This is a genomic window from Levilactobacillus tangyuanensis (assembly GCF_003946545.1).
GTDB lineage: Bacteria > Bacillota > Bacilli > Lactobacillales > Lactobacillaceae > Levilactobacillus > Levilactobacillus tangyuanensis.
Genome location: NZ_RHOA01000020.1, coordinates 1 through 16,625, shown reverse-complemented (window position 1 = coordinate 16,625; position 16,625 = coordinate 1). Strand labels below are relative to the sequence as shown.

Here is a 16,625-nt window from a genome sequence, read left to right as displayed (position 1 = left end):
CCAAAAAACGCCCATCCATAATTGGAATGCCTTTATACCAAGGATAGAAAGCTCTATCCAGTCCCCACCTCCGGTATGATAAGGAACATGCAGATGTTTCAATGAGCAGCAACGTTGTTATGACGTTGTTGCTCTTTTTTTGTGCTGTAATCGGTTTTTGGTTGATGGTTAATAAGTTTGGGACGTTCAGGACCGATCTCACGACGTCTGAATGATGGAGTAGGGAAAGACACAAATGACAGCACGGAGTGGCTTAGACGTGTACTAGATGATTCCAGGGCTAGTGGAATGGTTTAGCTGACCGTCTGGTATTGCTTGATGGCTATCTATATGAGAATGCAGTGCAGGCGTATGCCCCAATTCGTCATTGGCTAATTAATGATAACCATTACAAGTAGAATGACCGTTAAGCCTCGTGTTCGCGGCGTAGGCCACAAAACAATGTGATTACAGTCGCTTCGTGAGCGCGAGGTCGTGTGTATTTGTATAGTAGGGAAGAGGTCGTAAAGACAACTGGTCTTGAGTGGTTCGGTTGCCAGTACTGAGTAACACACGCTAACCACATGAAGACTGATAGGGCCTGTTGTATAGAAGAACAAGGACGACCTGTTGATTTGAGGCCGTACCGGCACCGTCCATAGTTGTAGTCCATATAGCTCATTGAGAGTTTATTTGCAGAGGACAGGCCGCAATATGGTTACTTCTAAGATATTCAGTCGGTTCCCTAAATCACGGGAAGCTGACTTTGATGTAGGAAAAATGACGATCAATTGATGAGAATTGTCTCCGACTCCCGGCAAAGCACGATAATTGTTCCATATTGCCTAAATAATGGCGATTATCATTCCTATTGATGACAGGTTTACGGTCTGTGCCCAAGTTACTGATACTTCATTCTATTGTAAAGAGATGTTCGTACTGGTTCAAATGAGGGAGACTAACTCGAATTTTATTAGCCGTGGATTTTCACGCCGTCGCATTTACCGGCTGTCTCGACCTGTAGTGGATTTAAGACGATCCGCGAGCAATTACATGTGATTGTTTATAAAATGCGGCAGGGGACAACTATGAGCGTCATTTGATCTGTGATTGGGGTATTTGCCCATGTTTGGCTGCGTATTGAAGTTGTCGGGTGGTAGCAGGGGTTGGTGAAGGTCGACCACCGGTGGTCGAAATTTTGGACAAAATAAAAACCCTAGCTGGGCGGCTAGGGTTCATCGGATATTACAATGTTATCAGTCAGATTTAACTAATCGGTGTAAGCGTTTTGTAAAGCAACCTTGTCTTGGTGGTCGATTGATGCGTAACGGTCGGAAGCATACATAACACTGTTCTTACTCTTGGAGTGGCTTAAACCTAAGGCATGGCCAATTTCGTGAGTAGCAACGTTGGTGCGTTGGTTCTTGGAGTAGTGGTACTTGCTAAGTAAGCTACGGTTCAAAGTAGAAGTGGCAGAAACGATTTCGTTATCGTTGCTCTTCTTTAAGTAGGAGTAGTTCGTGTAACCAGCTAACTTGCCGCTCTTAGTGCTTAAGGAAGCAGAAGAGGTTAAGGTGATGTCAGCCTTTTGACCGGCCTTGGCAGCCTTTAATTGAACAACGCCGACGGAGTTCCAACGCTTAACGGCGTTCTTCCAAACACCCTTGTAGTATGAAGAAGAAGTGCTCGTCTTGTATGTAATAGTCGTGTCTTCCCAACTGCCCCAAGAAGGAGTAGCTGTGTTGGTTGTTGCGGATGCGATGATGGTTGAACTGAAAGTAGCTAATGTCAGAACGACGGTTGCGATAATTAAGATTGCCCATTTAGTAAATTTTGATAACATTGTAAATACCCGCTTTCTTTTAAATCCGAATAATCATTTTTAAGCTGTTCCCTATCTGATTGACTATGGTTAGTATAGGACGGGTATCAAAGGAGTTGATCGGTCACTTCTGCAAGTGTGGACAGTTTCATGGGGACATTATTGGCGAAGTGGATATAAAAGGGCAAAAAACACCTGTATGGATGCGACAAATGGTTACACATCGGCGATTGTGGCCATAAAGGTAACTACGTTTTTATCGGAATATTCTCTTTTTGGGAACAAAAAAGGCATCCCAGATGTCGTGGCTGTTGTGCCAACGATCCTGAGATGCCTGTAAGCGTTCTCGTGAACGAATATTAGGGTGTAACGAACATTGCGTCCAATTAAACCGGTATACTAGTCAGATTTCCCGAAATTTAACAGCAGTTCCGTAAGCAGCGACTGATTGCATATCGGTACCGATGGATCCAGAGTCAAAGCGCATCATGACGACGGCATCGGCTCCCATGGCAGCGGCATTGGCTCGTAAACGGTCGACCGCAATATCTCGTGATTCTTCAAGCATCTTGGTGTAATCCTTGATTTCACCACCAACGACGTTCTTCAATGATGCACCAATGTTACGGAAAACGTTCTTGGACTGAGTTGTTAAACCGAACACTTCCCCAATGACGGTATAGTCCTGACCGGGAATGTTCTCGGTTGTTGTCACTAAAATTGTTTCCATAGAATTTCCTCCTCTTTGACGTCTTTAACTATACGCAATTTATCTTTTGAAGACAAGCAACCCCAAATTGAAAATAAATGTTGAGCGGCAAATATTAGTTCTGTTATTATCGCAAAACTGCATATGGCCGTCACAAATCCTCATGTTATGCGTGAATATTAGCCAAAATAGGGGATTTGTTCCAGTTTTGCGACGGCCAAATGATCAATTTGACGGGTTCGCCTAATTATTTATCATTAATCGGAAGTATCTATGTGGACGACGACCTGTTAAAGTGACCCTTAAGGTCAATCGGAAGTTAACGATTGGACCAAGAGGAGTACTAACTTATGAGTGATGATAAAGATTCAGGTGACCAGGTGCATCGGACACCGGACAACGACACGCCATTAACAGAGGAGCAGTGTGAGATGATCGACCGGTTTTTAGAGATTCGTGAAGCCTACCGACTTATCGTCAAACACATGGAAAACTCCTTGCACACGTCACTGAACCATTACCAAGAACAGCGGCTCTTCTATCATGATATCAGTGATCTGAGCCACTTTCGCCGGAGTTATTTCACCACCGTCGGTTACTTCCTCCAAGAGTCAATCGAGACCTCGTATCACTTAGAGATTTGGGACCGGCATTCTCATCGCAAGCTATCGTTTTCACTGGATGAACTCGAACAGGCCGATGAATGTGAGGTTAAGAAGGGAACTGCTGTTGAAACCCTGAATTACGCTAAATTTGGTTATCGCCTGCGAAGAACCTTTGAGATTCGCCATCATCATTTATATTGGTTAAAAACGCAATTCTACATTGCCGGGAAACCAGTTCCACTTGTAGATGGTCTCATGATGTTGGAACGAGATTTAGAGGAGCATACGCTTTGGCTGAAGGGGTCAATTCTGCATATTAAGGACTTTACGTAAGAATTAGAACAAAGAAAAAGTCCAATCAAGTGAATGATTGGACAATTATTTTGGAGACGATTGGGCCGTTAGGAAACTTGCTAATTTTTGCTCAGTCGTTTTTGTTTGGCCGCGCAACAGGTCAGTGTGGTTAATACCCACGACGTTGTGTGCAGAGCGGATTCGGTCAGTATCCTGGAGGATTTTAGAATCAATCAAATAGATCCATTCGGGGTTCAACTGTAGGTCCCAGTGATGCTCCGCTTGAATCATGGTTCGATCGAGATTTAAGGCATTTGCTAAGTTTTGACAAAAGCGATCGACTAGTGCGGCATCAACGGTGGGGTTACCAGTCAAAGTTGGCTGATACTTACCAATCAAGATGTCACCAATCACTTTAATTTTTGTCATATTGGTTCCTCCGATATTAGATGATGCCTCATTTTAGCATGAACCCTAGGGAACACGGGCATTCTAAGTGGGAGTTTAGCGAAACTTTAAAATACTGACCAGGATGTTCGGCTTTTATCTAGCCTAACCGTCTAGATAAGAATTAAAGCCCCCACGATCACCTGAACGATACCGGTGGTGATGAGTTGATAGCGAGCATTAAGTTGTTGCTGGAACCACCAGTGGCCGCCAACCAGGACGATAATAAGCAGGCTACGCCAGCTCAGCGGCAGGCTGAGGAGTGATAGGACCAAAATTCCGGGTGTAATCAAGGTCAACCGCCAGTCGGTAGCGGTCGGCAAAAAGTAGCGCTCGAACAGAGCCAGGTAACTGGCAACGAGTGGAATCAATGGCCAAAGAAATTGGGTGGCTAGGTAATGATTACGTAGGAAGAACAGCATAACGGGAATCCCAACGCCGATCAGAAAACTAAAGACTAATAGCCCGTAGATCGATTGTAGCCCCAGCTTGGGCACACATAGGAGAATGAGCATGCCACATATAATGAAGGAAAATGCTTGGACCATGCCCTCACTGGGAGCGGCAAATAAGCCAAAGATCGCGGCAATACAGACTAACAGGGGACCAAAGGTCGAGTGGAAATGACGGCGTAGGATTAAGAAACAACCGGCCGCCATAAATAGACCATAGCCAACCAGAAAGAGTTTGACCGAGGTTGAAAGTGGGGTCCCGGTTGATGCTGTGGATCCAGCCAACCACCACAGACAGTTCTGGGTAAGGGCAAAGATTAAGAGTTGTTGCAGGGTTCGGTTTTTGATGAGAGCTTTGAGTGTGGGCATTGAATCGCTCCATTTCGATTGTCGATAGTATGTCTTTTATCTTAGTGATTATTGGCGAGTGGGTCAATGCTTGTTTGTGAAAATTTCAAGTGGCCGGCTTTAAACTTTATTTGATCTATGTTAAACTTCTTGAGTTATGAGTCAATTCCCGATAGGATTCACGAACCCAGTGAAGCTGCCTTGTAACCGAATGACTGCGAGATTATCGGTCAACTCGCGTCAACTCAATCTAGGGGGAATATCCATTGCAAGAAAGACATTTATTTACTTCAGAATCTGTTTCTGAAGGACATCCTGATAAGATCGCTGATCAAATCAGTGACGCCATCTTGGACGCCATGTTGGCCCAAGACCCAGATTCACGGGTAGCGTGTGAAACGTCCGTGACAACTGGTTTAGTTTTGGTCTTTGGTGAAGTTTCAACCAAGGCCTACGTAGATATCCAAAAGATCGTCCGGGAAACCATTAAGCGGATTGGCTACACAGATGGTCAATACGGCTTCGATGGTGACAACTGTGCCGTTCTGGTAGCTATCGACGAACAATCACCTGATATTGCCCAAGGGGTTGATGACTCCTTGGAAACGCGTTCTGGTGATTCGGATCCACTGGACCAAATTGGTGCCGGGGATCAAGGGTTAATGTTTGGTTATGCTGTTGACGAAACGCCACAGCTGATGCCACTTCCAATCACGCTGAGCCATGCCTTAATGCAACGGATTGCCATGTTGCGGAAGACGGATGCCATTGATTACCTACGGCCAGATGCCAAGACTGAGGTCACGGTTGAGTATGATGAAAACAACAAGCCTATGCGAGTAGACACGGTTGTTTTGAGTACACAACATGATCCTGAGATCTCCTTGGACCAAATTCGCCAAGACGTGATCGAACAAGTGATCAAGCCAACCATTCCAGCCGAGTTGTTAGATGACAAGACGAAGTACTTCATCAACCCAACGGGTCGGTTTGTTATCGGTGGCCCTCAAGGGGATGCTGGTTTAACTGGTCGGAAGATCATCGTTGATACTTACGGTGGTGCTGCCCATCATGGTGGTGGTTGCTTCTCCGGTAAGGATGCCACGAAGGTTGACCGTTCAGCTAGCTACGCTGCGCGTTACATTGCGAAGAACATCGTTGCTGCTAAACTGGCCACTGAGTGTGAAGTCCAAATTGCCTATGCCATTGGTGTAGCAGAACCCGTTTCTGTTTACGTCAACACTTTTGGCACTGGTAAGGTAACCGAGAGCAAGCTGTCCGAAGCTGTTCGTGAGTTCTTTGATTTACGGCCAGCAGGTATCATTGAAATGTTAGATCTCAAGCGGCCAATCTATGAACAAACGGCTGCTTACGGTCACTTTGGCCGGACTGACATTGACTTGCCTTGGGAAAAGCTTGACAAGGTCGATGATTTACAAAAATTTTGCAAGTAAGCGTTAATTAAATTAACGGTTCATGAGTTCCGGTGCCCAATGGGCGCCGGAATTTTTGTTCACTGGTCAATTCGTTATTTATGGATCGGCTGCCATTAAAAATTAACAGTCGTGATCACTTGAAATTTTTGCGATGGCCATTGATAATTAGACTATTACTGACTTAATCAGAAATTGGGGAGTAGCGGCTTTGGCTACTCAGAAACGTTGTGTGGTGGGGCCAACGACAGGAGGAAATTATGTCTAAGAAACAAACAAACGTCGCTGTCGTTACCGGCGCCGTCTTTGTCGCGACCTTTATGTCGGCCGTTGAGGGGACCATTGTCTCCACCGCAATGCCCACCATTGTTGGTGATCTTCATGGTGTAGCCCTAATGAACTGGGTGTTCTCCATCTTTCTACTAACCAATGCCTTGGCAACACCGATCTACGGCAAGTTGGCCGATACGGTTGGTCGGAAGCGGGTCTTCTTGATTGGCCTATTGATTTTTATTGTGGGGTCAACCCTATCGGGGATGTCCCACAGCATGGAGACCCTGATCGCATGGCGCGCTCTTCAAGGAATTGGAGCCGGGGCGATCATGCCGGTTTCCTTCACCATATTAGCCGATATTTACCCCGTAGAGAAGCGTGCACGGGTAATGGGACTCAATGGGTCGGCCTGGGGGATCGCGGCCGTGGTGGCTCCATTGTTGGGGGGATTCATCGTCGACCACTTGAGTTGGCATTGGATTTTCTTCATTAATATTCCAATTGGCATTGTGACGATGGCCCTGATCTGGTTCTTCCTCTTTGAAACCATGGACCGTAAGCCGTTTACGATGGACTGGGGCGGTTGCCTTTGGTTGTCGGTGGGGCTGTTGTTGATGATGCTAACCTTCCAGTTGCTAGGCGAAGGCCAGTTGAATCTAATGTGGGTCGTTGGTGGATTTGTTTTGGCCATTATTGCCTTTGCGTTGTTCATTCATCAGGAAAAACGCGTGGCCGATCCGCTGATTCCCATGACCCTCTTCGCCGATCGAACCTTTGTGATTCAAAATTTGATTGCGGCGTTGTTAAGTGGGTTCATCATGGGGTTTGAAGTCTATCTCCCAACTTGGACGCAAGGCCTGCTCGGGTTACCGGCTTCGCAGGCTGGATTTGCCATTACGCCAAGTTCCTTAATGTGGATTGTTGGGTCATTCATTGCCGGCAAGCTACTCTTGAGTCATTCTCCCTATCAAATTGTTAATATCAGTCTGGTGTTGGTGACGATTGGGGCGATTGCCATGGCGCTTGCGCCAGTGACAACGCCATTCTGGACCTTCTTTGTGATCGCGGCAGTCTGCGGAACCGGGTTTGGGATTACCATTACGACCACAACGGTTACCGTTCAGAGTCAGGTGGCCGTCGATGAGGTCGGGGTTGCCACTTCATTTAATACGCTGGCCAGGACGCTGGGACAAACCGTGATGGTGTCAATCTTCGGGATTATCATGAACGTTGCCATGACCCGTGGTGTGGCGCAACATGCTAACACCAATATGAGTATGATGAACCAATTAATTAATCCTCAGACGGCAAAGTCTTTACCCAGTCATTTATTGCCAACGCTACACGGAATTTTGTATCAAGGTTTACACGCCATCTTCATTGCTGGTGTTATCCTGATTGCCATTTCGTTTATGGTTAATTGGTTTGACCGGAAAAGTAGTCGTGACCTGAAAGAATCAACTGACTAATTTTAACCATGACTTATGCAGATACGTTATAATAGACCCATGATGAAATGAGAAGTGGAGGCGATGGAAATGTTCGAAAGAAACCATGCTCGGTATGCTAGCTACGGAACGGTGGCTGCTTTACCAGGGGAGATGATCGATGCTGTTTGGCGGATCATTGACCATGACCTCCAAGGCTTCTTCCCACTGAGTAACTTGTTAACCTTTGAGTTGCAGAATAAGGATGGGAAGGCCACTTACGAGTATGTTCAGGCCGACGAGTCCGATGGAACCTTACGCATTGGGTTCGATACGGAATTTGCCTTTACGACAACCTTGCCGGAAAAGGTCTTAGCCTATGATGATGGCGATAGTCAGATTATTCTATTACCATCGGAAACCATTGATGAATAAAAAATCGCTGACCAATTGGTCAGCGATTTTTGTTTGTCTAAACGGTGGCGTCAGAACGGATATCCTTCAGCGCGTCGTCGATTTGTGCCAAGACGAGTTCGGTATTACCGGGCACGTCGAGGTCATATTTTTGTAAGTCGATCTTGATCTTTGGACTGATATCAAAGTCTTCGAACCAACCTTGGTAAGCCGTCCACATTTTCTTGTAGTAGGATTCCAATTCAGGATTGTCATCGAATTGTTCGTAATCCCGACCACGTTTCTTAATCCGGTGAAGGATTGTATCGAAGTCTGCATCGGCATAGACTAGTAAGTCCGGTGCCTTCTTTGGCAATTCGTCGAGTTCGGTCATCATGTTGTCCAGAAGATTTAAGTAGACTTCTAGTTCGGTATCCGTGATGTTACCTTCGGCGTTGTTCTCACGGGTGAAGAGCGCATCTTCATAGATGGAACGGTCTAAGACGTTGTTATCGTCTGCTAGCGCCCGTTTGATCATGCTAAAACGCTTGTTCAAGAAATAGATTTGAAGTAAGAATCCATATTGTTTTGGATCCCGGTAGTATAGTGGCAATACCGGGTTCTCACCGACGGGTTCGAAGAATGCCTTCGTACCCAGATGTGATGCAATCTTTCCAGTTAAGGTCGTTTTACCGACACCGATCATTCCAGCTGTAATTATCACCATGATAGCCCCTCTTTTATTCAAAATACAAGATATAGTGTACCATAAAAAAACCAGCTACCACATCTACTTAGCAGAAAAATATCAGCCCATTTCGTTAACTTTGTCCATTGCGGTATAATAGAGCCATGAGAGACAACGGATTGGGAGGTTATTGCTTATGGAAAATGCAGTTGTTTTTTTTGATTTAGATGGCACCTTGTTCGACGATGAGAAACATGTTTTACCCGCGAGCATTGCGGCCATTCACGAGATGCAACAACATCATATTCTACCAGTTATTGCCACAGGAAGAAACATTTTTGAAATTCAATACGTACTCGATGCCACTAACATTGATGCGGTGGTGAGTGCAAATGGCAGCTATGTCCAGTATCAAGGGCATCGGTTGTCGGCTGCTGTTCTCGACAAGGAAGTTTTATCGGCCGTGACTAAGTTTGCGAATAAGCAGGGGGACCCAGTTGGTTATTTCAATAATCAGGGCTTTCGATTAAGTCAGTCTAATACGGACACCACTGATAATTTCAAGTTGTTACGCTTGAATCCAGTCGTCGATCCGGAGTGGTATCTCAACCACGATATTAACTTTTTAAATGTCTTCAATCGTGATAAGGAGCAGGTCTATCGAGAAGAGTTTGCCGGCTCGCTGAGCTTTGTTCGTAATAATCCGCGGGCCCTAGATACCATGCTCACGGGAATTACCAAGCAGACGGGGATCCGGACCTTTCTAAAGGAAGCGGGGCTCAGTGGCGTGAAGACGTATGCCTTTGGGGATGGATTCAATGACTTACAAATGTTTGACGAGGTTGATGTTCCGATTGCGATGGGAAATGGGGTCTATCAGGCGAAGCATCAAGCAGCCTATGTCACCGGAACCAACACGACGGATGGCATTGTTACCGGTCTACGACATTTCGGATTAATTAAATAATTTTGGATATTAAAAAACTTCCGGTCTGAGTGCCGGAAGTTTTTTTAGTGGCCTGGATTAGTTGTCTAACTTTGCTTTGATGTTGGCCAGGGTAACGGCAGACGTGTCGTTGAAGACCATGTCAGCGGCAGCCAATTCTGTATCATTACCAATCCCAACAGAAGTTTCGCCGGCAGCATTAATGGCGGCAACCCCGGCCGCAGCATCTTCTACCCCAATACATTGTTCTGGTTTGAGGTCGAGTAGTGCTGCCCCTTTGGTGTAGATTTCTGGATCGGGCTTGCCGTGAGTCAAGCTGGCTGGGTCGACCACCTTAGGAAAGTAATCGGCCAATTCTAGTTTGCCCAGGACACGGGGGGCATTCTTTGAGGCCGAGGCAAGAGAAAGTTGATACCCATTAGCGCGCAGGCTGTCAAGGAAGTCCTTCATCCCCGGAAGAATGTTGGCGGGCGTCATCTTATCGACCTCGGCAATATAATTGGTGTTCTTTTGAGTGGCCAATTTTTCTTTTTCGGCAGTAGAAAAGTCGTTTTCTTTACCACCGGCCTTAAGAATCATTTCAAGTGAATCCATTCGGCTAATTCCCTTTAGGGCATTACCCAGTTCGGTGCTCCAAGCGATGTCGAGGGAATCGGCCAATTGATGCCAAGCGTTACCGTGGAGAATTGAGGTGTCGGTGATGACACCGTCGAGATCGAATACGAAACCTTTAATATCAGCAAATTTTGTCATAAAAAACACTCCTTTAATAGGTGATTGTGACCGGTTTGTTAGGGGTCAAGGTGACGGCTTTCGTCATTACCGTGAGCGTTGCTGCGTGGTCGGCGGAAACCGTTATTTGATGATGATTAATCGTGAATGAGTAGCGAATTCCCCGTATTTGTTGTTTGAAGGCAATTTCATGCCATTTATAGGGGAGGTGCGGGGTGATGGTCAGCTCGGTCGCTAGGCTATCGACACCGGCATAGTAGCGCGTGGCGAGAAAGGTCACCGCGCCCATGACGCCAAGATGGATTCCCTCGGCTGTTGTCCCCCCTTGAATGTCGTAATAATCCGATAGGAGGGCCTGGGAGAAGAATTGCCAGGATTGGTCCATGTTACCAGCCATCGCGGTTAGAGCCGCGTATACGACTCGAGAAAGGGTCGATCCATGGGTGGTGCGGTCTAAATAGAATTGTAGATTCTTAAGGAGGGCACCTTCGGGCAGTGGATAACCCAACTGAGCCATCAGCGACTTAACCTCCTCGGCATCCAAACTGTAAAACGCCATTAGGGCATCGGCCTGCTTGGCAACTTGATAGGTGTCGGGGCTCTTGCCTTCGGCCTTTAATATGCGGTCCATCCGTGAAATATCGCCGTATTTGGCGCGATATTTCTGAAAATCAAGCGTTGGCAGTTTGAAGTAACCTTCAAATTGGCCAATGATGGCGTCATCATTAAGGTCCAGCTTGAGATGATGTCGGATCTCGTCAATCTGTTTCAAGCTGGCCGCCGTGAAATCAGTCTTGGTATCAACGGCCTTCAGGGTGGCCACAGATTGGTCCTGGCGAATGGCGGTCAGTTGATTAAAGAGCCAGGTGACCATGATGTTGGTGTAGGCGTTGTTGGCGAGGCCAGTTGAGGATGCATTCGGATAATTTTCATGGAATTCGTCTGGTCCCATCACCTCGTCGATGGTGTATCGCTTGGTCTTGCGGTCATACTTAGCCTTGCTAATCCAAAATTTTGAAATTTCTTGAATCATCTCTAGGCCGTACTTTTGCATGAAGTCCTGATCGCCGGCAATTCGGCAGTACATGATGACATTATAGGCGATGGCCAGGGAGACATGTCGTTGCAGAGAAGAGTAATCTGGGTCCCAGGTATTGGTCAGCGGATTTAAATGCACCGTTTGTGATTGCTCGTCACCGGTTGTTCCGGATTGCCAAGGAAACATTGCGCCATCGAATCCGGCCGCGGCAGCATTTTCTTTGGCTGCCGGTAGGCGACGATAGCGATACATCAGTAGTTGGCGAGTTAACTGGGGGTCGTGGAGTGTGAATACGGGCAGATCGAACATTTCATCCCAGAAGACGTGGCCACGGTAGGCCTCACCATCGAGTCCCCGAGCGTTGATTGAGGCATCAATCTTCCCTGAAGAGATGGCTTGGACGGCCGAGAAGAGATGATACAAATTGACTCGCATCAGTTTTTGGCTGGTCATGTCACGGTCAATTTGGATATCCAGGTCATCCCAGCGGTCTTGCCAATACTGAGTGCTACTGGATAGCGTATCCCTGAAGCTGGCCAGCTGACTTTCCTTAGCGGCGTGGTCGAGCAGGTTCCCGTCAGTTTCACGACTCGTGAAGAGCACAATATTTTTTTCAAAGGTGTAGGTTTGGTTAGCCTGAACATCGAGCGTCCGCATCTGCCGCGCCTGTTGATCGGCGTGAGGGAACTGGGTGTCTGGTAAGGAAAGGGCATGGCCATCACCTGTAAGTCGCGATCCCAAGACCACGTCGACTTTCGATGAGCGGGTTTGGCCCTCAAGAAAGATGGCATCGTCATTCTGACTAGTCCCGGTGACCTGAATGTGGTGTTGGTCAAATGCCCGATAGCGTTCAACGTTATCATTAATAACGTTGCCATCAATGGCCGAGTACACCTGAACGGTTCCCGAAAAGTTCAGTGGGGTAATCCGATACTGGATACCCAATCGATGCCAGTTTTTAAAGTCCGCGATTTTTTTGGTTTCCACCTTGAGTGAGTGCCCCGTTGACAGTTGAACCAGCATGGTCGTCGTCAGCACCCCAGTGTGTAGGTCGAGGCTTCGATAGATGTCTTGAATGTCCGCTGCCTTAATTTGGAATGGCGACTGATGATCGACCCCAAAGGATAGGGCCTGGGCATTGGGCAGGTTAACCAGGTCTTCATTCTTAACGTTGCGTCCATTCAGATTGGTTGTGAGTTGGTCGTAGAGGCCAGCCGTATACATGCCAGGATAGTTATCCTGGTCGGCATGTGACTCGGTATAGGCCCCCCGCAGGCCAAAGAACCCATTGCCAATCGTCAACATGGCTTCCTGACCATAATTACGCTTGCCTTGATATTGACCATAATAATCCAGATGCCAGGTCAGGTACTCGCGCTTAGCGTCCAAGGCGGCCTTGACGCCTGCCTTACCAATGCTTTGGCGGCTAACAACCGGAATATTCAGCATGTTTGCGATGGCTAAGCCAATATCGATTCGTTGATGATTGATGCCGACAACGGTATCCGAAAATGGATAGCTGAGGGCGTTATCGACGATCCCACCGTCAACGTCTAAACCGGCAAGTTTGGTCCGCAGGTTCTCTAGGTTTTCCCCGATAGGTTGTTCAGGGTTATACGTAATGATAAATTGTCGCTGCGTGGGACTGTCAGTCGGTTGATAATTAACCTCGAGTGAATCGTCTAAAACATGTAGCGTGATTAATTTCAAACTTCCTCATCATCCTTCCTGCTAACAATTAAAGCTTTGTCCACCTCCAAGTCTAGGGGATATTGACCGCGATCGCAATTATTCACCTTGAAAAATGATAAAATTATCTTCTTTGCAATTGTTGTTATATCGGAAATGCAACCGATTGCATCACGTTAAGTGGCTCTGGATACCGTCCTGCCGTTGATATAAAAAAATACTTCGTCGTTTTGGACGAAGTAGGTGAGTGAAATTTTAATTGACGACATACAGAGGGGCATCGTCGTTGGCAACGCGCACGGCATTGTTAGCAACGATATTTGCCATGGCATCGCGAGCTTCCACCGTGGCATTGCCAATGTGTGGGGTTAAAACGACGTTATCCAAGGCCTTGAAACCATCGGCAACCTTTGGCTCGGCTTCATAGACGTCGAGGGCGGCGCCACTAATGGTGTGATTTTTCAGGGCGGTTAGGAGGGCAGCCTCATCAATCACCGGTCCCCGCGCGGCGTTGATCAAGACAGCGCCAGGTTTCATTTCGGAAAAGGCTTTGGCATCGATCAGGTGGTGGGTGGCATCATTCAGCGGACAGTGGAGGGTTAGGACATCGCTGCTCTTTATCAGCTCCGGTAATGAGACAAATTCCGCTGGAATGGCGGCGGCTACGTCGTCCGGTAAGGGATGCCGCTGCGTGTAGATGATGCGCATATCGAAGGCGGCCATTCGTTTAGCAACAGCCTGGCCAATTTGGCCCATGCCAACGATCCCTAAGGTCTTTCCGGCCAGCTCATGACCCAAGAAGAAGAGTGGCGACCAGCCGGAGAAACCAGCGCCGCGCATCAAACGGTCGCCTTCCATCATTCGATGGGAGAGGCTAATGATTAGACCGGTCGTGACCTCGGCAGTAGAGGTTGTGGAGACGCCTGGTGTATTGGTAACCGGAATGCCTTTTTGACGAGCATAGGCGACATCAATATTGTTAAAGCCGGCCCCATAATTAGCAATGAGCTTTAATTGTGGATCGGCATCGATGATTTCTGCATCTACGTGGGTGGACAATGGCGTGATTAAAAAGTCCTTACCTGGAATGCGTTGTAGCAATTCTGCCTTGGTAATCAGGCCTTCACCAGAATAACTATCAACTGCCAATCCAGCATCCTTCAAAATTGCTAAGGCCTTTGCAGGGATTGGTGCCGTCACTAACACTTGTTTCATAAACGGTCACTCCTTTAATAGATTTTAACTCAATTTAATTGTAACCGTTTCCAGAAATGAAAGCACCCATCTCGTTACTTTCTTTCGATTAACCTGACCAAACGTGGTAAGATTTGTCATATGTCATTGATTGGAGAGGGGGGACGCATGTGAAGATGTTCAAGGCCTGGTTATGGATGGTTTCACTGTCGGGATTGATTATTGGCGTGACCATTTGGTTAATGGTCTCTTGGGCCGATCTCATCTGGTTAAAAGCCTTGATCGGACTGGTCGGGATGGCCACAGCAACAGCCGCCGACTTAGCGGCTCTTTGGCTGACCTGGGGGCGCCATCGGCCATTGTCACCAAGAGAAGATGAGGATGTTGATGACCATGAGACACAAAAAAAGCCATTACGATAAGTCGCAATGGCCAAAGAGTAAGGTTACAACATAATTGGGGGATTATGTTGTAAAAAAATTTCATCTACTTTGGGGGAGTAAAATGAAATCTGTCTGTTGAATGAGGACAGAAACCTCACGAACAAGTAAAAGTTTCCTCATACATGCCCGCAACCATATAGTACCGCACATTTTATGAAATTGCTATCAAAAAATATATAATAACTAAACATCTAAGTTACTAACTAATGGAAAGCGCGCGCTAACAGGATCGGCCGATTCGGCCATGTTAGTAAGGTTGGACAACAAAAAGGGAAGGGTCGAACAAGTGAAAACTAAATTATGGAAAATCGGTGGTTTTAGCGGCTGGGGTTGGGTCATGATTCTCTTAGTCCTATTGAACTTTGTTCAGTTGCCGGCTTTGTTTCTGAAGCATGGGCCACTGTGGCAATTAATTGGTTGGAGTGTCTTATATGTGGTTGGCTTTGTTCTAACCGCCGTGATTGGTTTTTGGGCCTGGCGGCATTTTCGTCCCCGGCCATGGCAACGGTTAACGAGGAAAGACTGGTGGCTCATGGTTCGAGCCTACGGTTTCATTCTGTTGGTTGAGGCGCTTTTGGGCCTGGTGAACAACTTGCTCTACCATGAAACGAGCACGGCCAATAACCAAGCTATTTCACAAATCATGGGTCGGAGCTCATTGACCATGATCATGCTAAGTGTGACGGCCGTTTTGGCTTCACCGGTCGTTGAAGAACTGACTTTTAGAGGGGTTTTGCTGGATGGTTGTTTTTCACAGAACTCATTCTGGCTACCGATTATGATTAGTGGGGCCGCGTTCTCCATTCCACATATGAGTGATAATCCCGTGAGCTGGGTGATCTATGCGGTGATGGGCGGCACGTTTGCCTATGTTTACCGCAAAACGGATAAGCTGCAAAGTACGGTTATTCTTCACGCATTTAATAATCTGGTTGCCGTTGGTCTGATGTTCCTAAGCCTTAAATAGAAAATGATAGAAGAAGCCTCGCAATTCATTTGAATTGCGAGGCTTCTTTGTGAGAACAACTTAAAGAGTCTTGTCGACTTCCTTAGCGATTTTACGATTATTGCTGACTTCGTCGAGCTGTTGCTTGACGGTCACCAGTTTGGTCATCATGCTGTTGATTTCATCATCAGACATGCCAAGCAATGACTGACATTGACCAATTCGTGCGTAGACTTCATCACGTTTAGCCGTAGCCATATCAGTGAGGTGAATCAGCACTTGCCGTTCATCGGTGCGACTGCGGACACGTTCAACCCACCCTTGCTTTTCCAAGCGTTTTAGCAAAGGCGTCAGGGTTCCACTATCAAGTTCAAGTCGGTCGCCCAGCTGGTGAACGGTGAGTGGTGCATCTTCCCATAACACCAATAAAGCAATGTATTGGGGATAGGTTAAACCAAAGGGTGCCAGGGCGCTTTGGTAAAAATGGTTAAACTTCTTGCTGGCAGAGTAAATGGAGAAACAGAGCTGTTCATCCAATAATACAGGTGAAACATTTGACATGGCACAGGCCTCCTTTCAATTACTTTCGAGAGTATTGTATACAATTAAATTGTCACTTGCAAGCCAAAGCCTCTAAAAGACTGACCTCAAAAAAAGAGTCGCAAAACAAACTGTGTGACAATTATGACGGGAGTGTCAAATTTTTTGTGTAAATGGAAGTCCTCTCCCATTAGCTAGCTTCTAATACATGGATTCTAACGTATCT

General features: G+C 46.8%; 16 protein-coding genes and 1 riboswitch. Of the genes, 7 read left to right on the top strand and 9 right to left on the bottom strand.

The annotated features are described in order from the left end of the window. Window positions 1-1,249: 1,249 nt before the first annotated feature. Both EKM96_RS10025 and EKM96_RS10020 read right to left on the bottom strand, forming a co-directional pair. Window positions 1,250-1,822 carry a matrixin family metalloprotease gene (locus EKM96_RS10025; RefSeq protein WP_125643235.1) on the bottom strand — a complete coding sequence of 191 codons (573 nt, stop codon included), beginning with the start codon at window positions 1,820-1,822 and terminating at the stop codon, window positions 1,250-1,252. 382 nt (window positions 1,823-2,204) lie between these two features. Next, on the bottom strand, window positions 2,205-2,531 hold the full coding sequence (locus EKM96_RS10020) for a heavy metal-binding domain-containing protein (RefSeq protein ID WP_125643232.1): 327 nt from the start codon (window positions 2,529-2,531) through the stop codon (window positions 2,205-2,207). Window positions 2,532-2,860: 329 nt separating this feature from the next. Here EKM96_RS10020 and EKM96_RS10015 point away from each other — a divergent pair, with 329 nt between their 5' ends. Continuing rightward, entirely contained in the window at window positions 2,861-3,448 is a 588-nt protein-coding gene (locus tag EKM96_RS10015; RefSeq protein WP_125643229.1) for a hypothetical protein, read from the top strand. A gap of 45 nt (window positions 3,449-3,493) precedes the next feature. On the opposite strand, the gene EKM96_RS10010 is transcribed toward EKM96_RS10015, so the two are convergent. Continuing rightward, the gene (locus tag EKM96_RS10010) at window positions 3,494-3,838 is read right to left on the bottom strand and encodes a hypothetical protein (protein WP_125643226.1); all 345 of its coding nucleotides are present in this window, start codon (window positions 3,836-3,838) and stop codon (window positions 3,494-3,496) included. 131 nt (window positions 3,839-3,969) lie between these two features. Continuing rightward, window positions 3,970-4,677: a hypothetical protein gene (locus EKM96_RS10005; RefSeq protein ID WP_125643223.1), complete on the bottom strand. Its 708-nt coding sequence runs from the start codon at window positions 4,675-4,677 to the stop codon at window positions 3,970-3,972. A gap of 129 nt (window positions 4,678-4,806) precedes the next feature. Next, a riboswitch (SMK box riboswitch) is annotated at window positions 4,807-4,925 on the top strand. On the opposite strand from EKM96_RS10005, the gene metK reads away from it, so the two are divergent. From metK to EKM96_RS09990, 3 genes are all read left to right on the top strand, one after another. Beyond that, a complete protein-coding gene (gene metK, locus EKM96_RS10000; RefSeq protein WP_125643220.1) occupies window positions 4,923-6,110 on the top strand; it encodes a methionine adenosyltransferase in 1,188 nt (395 codons plus the stop codon). It overlaps the preceding riboswitch by 3 nt. A 239-nt stretch (window positions 6,111-6,349) precedes the next feature. After that, entirely contained in the window at window positions 6,350-7,831 is a 1,482-nt protein-coding gene (locus tag EKM96_RS09995) for an MDR family MFS transporter (protein WP_125643217.1), read from the top strand. Window positions 7,832-7,900: 69 nt separating this feature from the next. Further along, window positions 7,901-8,224, top strand: a complete 324-nt coding sequence (locus tag EKM96_RS09990; RefSeq protein ID WP_125643214.1) for a DUF960 domain-containing protein — start codon at window positions 7,901-7,903, stop codon at window positions 8,222-8,224. A gap of 37 nt (window positions 8,225-8,261) precedes the next feature. Here EKM96_RS09990 and EKM96_RS09985 read toward each other — a convergent pair whose 3' ends face one another. Continuing rightward, window positions 8,262-8,909, bottom strand: coding sequence for a deoxynucleoside kinase (locus EKM96_RS09985; protein WP_125643211.1), 648 nt, complete (start codon window positions 8,907-8,909; stop codon window positions 8,262-8,264). 157 nt (window positions 8,910-9,066) lie between these two features. On the opposite strand from EKM96_RS09985, the gene EKM96_RS09980 reads away from it, so the two are divergent. Further along, window positions 9,067-9,837 carry a Cof-type HAD-IIB family hydrolase gene (locus EKM96_RS09980; RefSeq protein WP_125643208.1) on the top strand — a complete coding sequence of 257 codons (771 nt, stop codon included), beginning with the start codon at window positions 9,067-9,069 and terminating at the stop codon, window positions 9,835-9,837. Window positions 9,838-9,894: 57 nt separating this feature from the next. Here EKM96_RS09980 and pgmB read toward each other — a convergent pair whose 3' ends face one another. The 3 genes from pgmB to EKM96_RS09965 all read right to left on the bottom strand — a co-directional run bounded on the left by pgmB (window position 9,895) and on the right by EKM96_RS09965 (window position 14,491). Then, the gene (gene pgmB, locus EKM96_RS09975; protein ID WP_125643205.1) at window positions 9,895-10,569 is read right to left on the bottom strand and encodes a beta-phosphoglucomutase; all 675 of its coding nucleotides are present in this window, start codon (window positions 10,567-10,569) and stop codon (window positions 9,895-9,897) included. A gap of 13 nt (window positions 10,570-10,582) precedes the next feature. Beyond that, the gene (locus EKM96_RS09970; RefSeq protein ID WP_125643202.1) at window positions 10,583-13,297 is read right to left on the bottom strand and encodes a glycoside hydrolase family 65 protein; all 2,715 of its coding nucleotides are present in this window, start codon (window positions 13,295-13,297) and stop codon (window positions 10,583-10,585) included. A 234-nt stretch (window positions 13,298-13,531) separates the two neighbouring features. Beyond that, entirely contained in the window at window positions 13,532-14,491 is a 960-nt protein-coding gene (locus EKM96_RS09965; RefSeq protein WP_125643199.1) for a 2-hydroxyacid dehydrogenase family protein, read from the bottom strand. Between the two features lie 149 nt (window positions 14,492-14,640). Here EKM96_RS09965 and EKM96_RS09960 point away from each other — a divergent pair, with 149 nt between their 5' ends. Then, a complete protein-coding gene (locus EKM96_RS09960; RefSeq protein ID WP_125643196.1) occupies window positions 14,641-14,892 on the top strand; it encodes a hypothetical protein in 252 nt (83 codons plus the stop codon). Window positions 14,893-15,199: 307 nt separating this feature from the next. Then, a complete protein-coding gene (locus EKM96_RS09955) occupies window positions 15,200-15,880 on the top strand; it encodes a type II CAAX endopeptidase family protein (protein WP_225417760.1) in 681 nt (226 codons plus the stop codon). 60 nt (window positions 15,881-15,940) lie between these two features. On the opposite strand, the gene EKM96_RS09950 is transcribed toward EKM96_RS09955, so the two are convergent. Next, entirely contained in the window at window positions 15,941-16,420 is a 480-nt protein-coding gene (locus tag EKM96_RS09950; RefSeq protein WP_125643191.1) for a MarR family winged helix-turn-helix transcriptional regulator, read from the bottom strand. Between the last annotated feature and the right edge of the window lie 205 nt (window positions 16,421-16,625).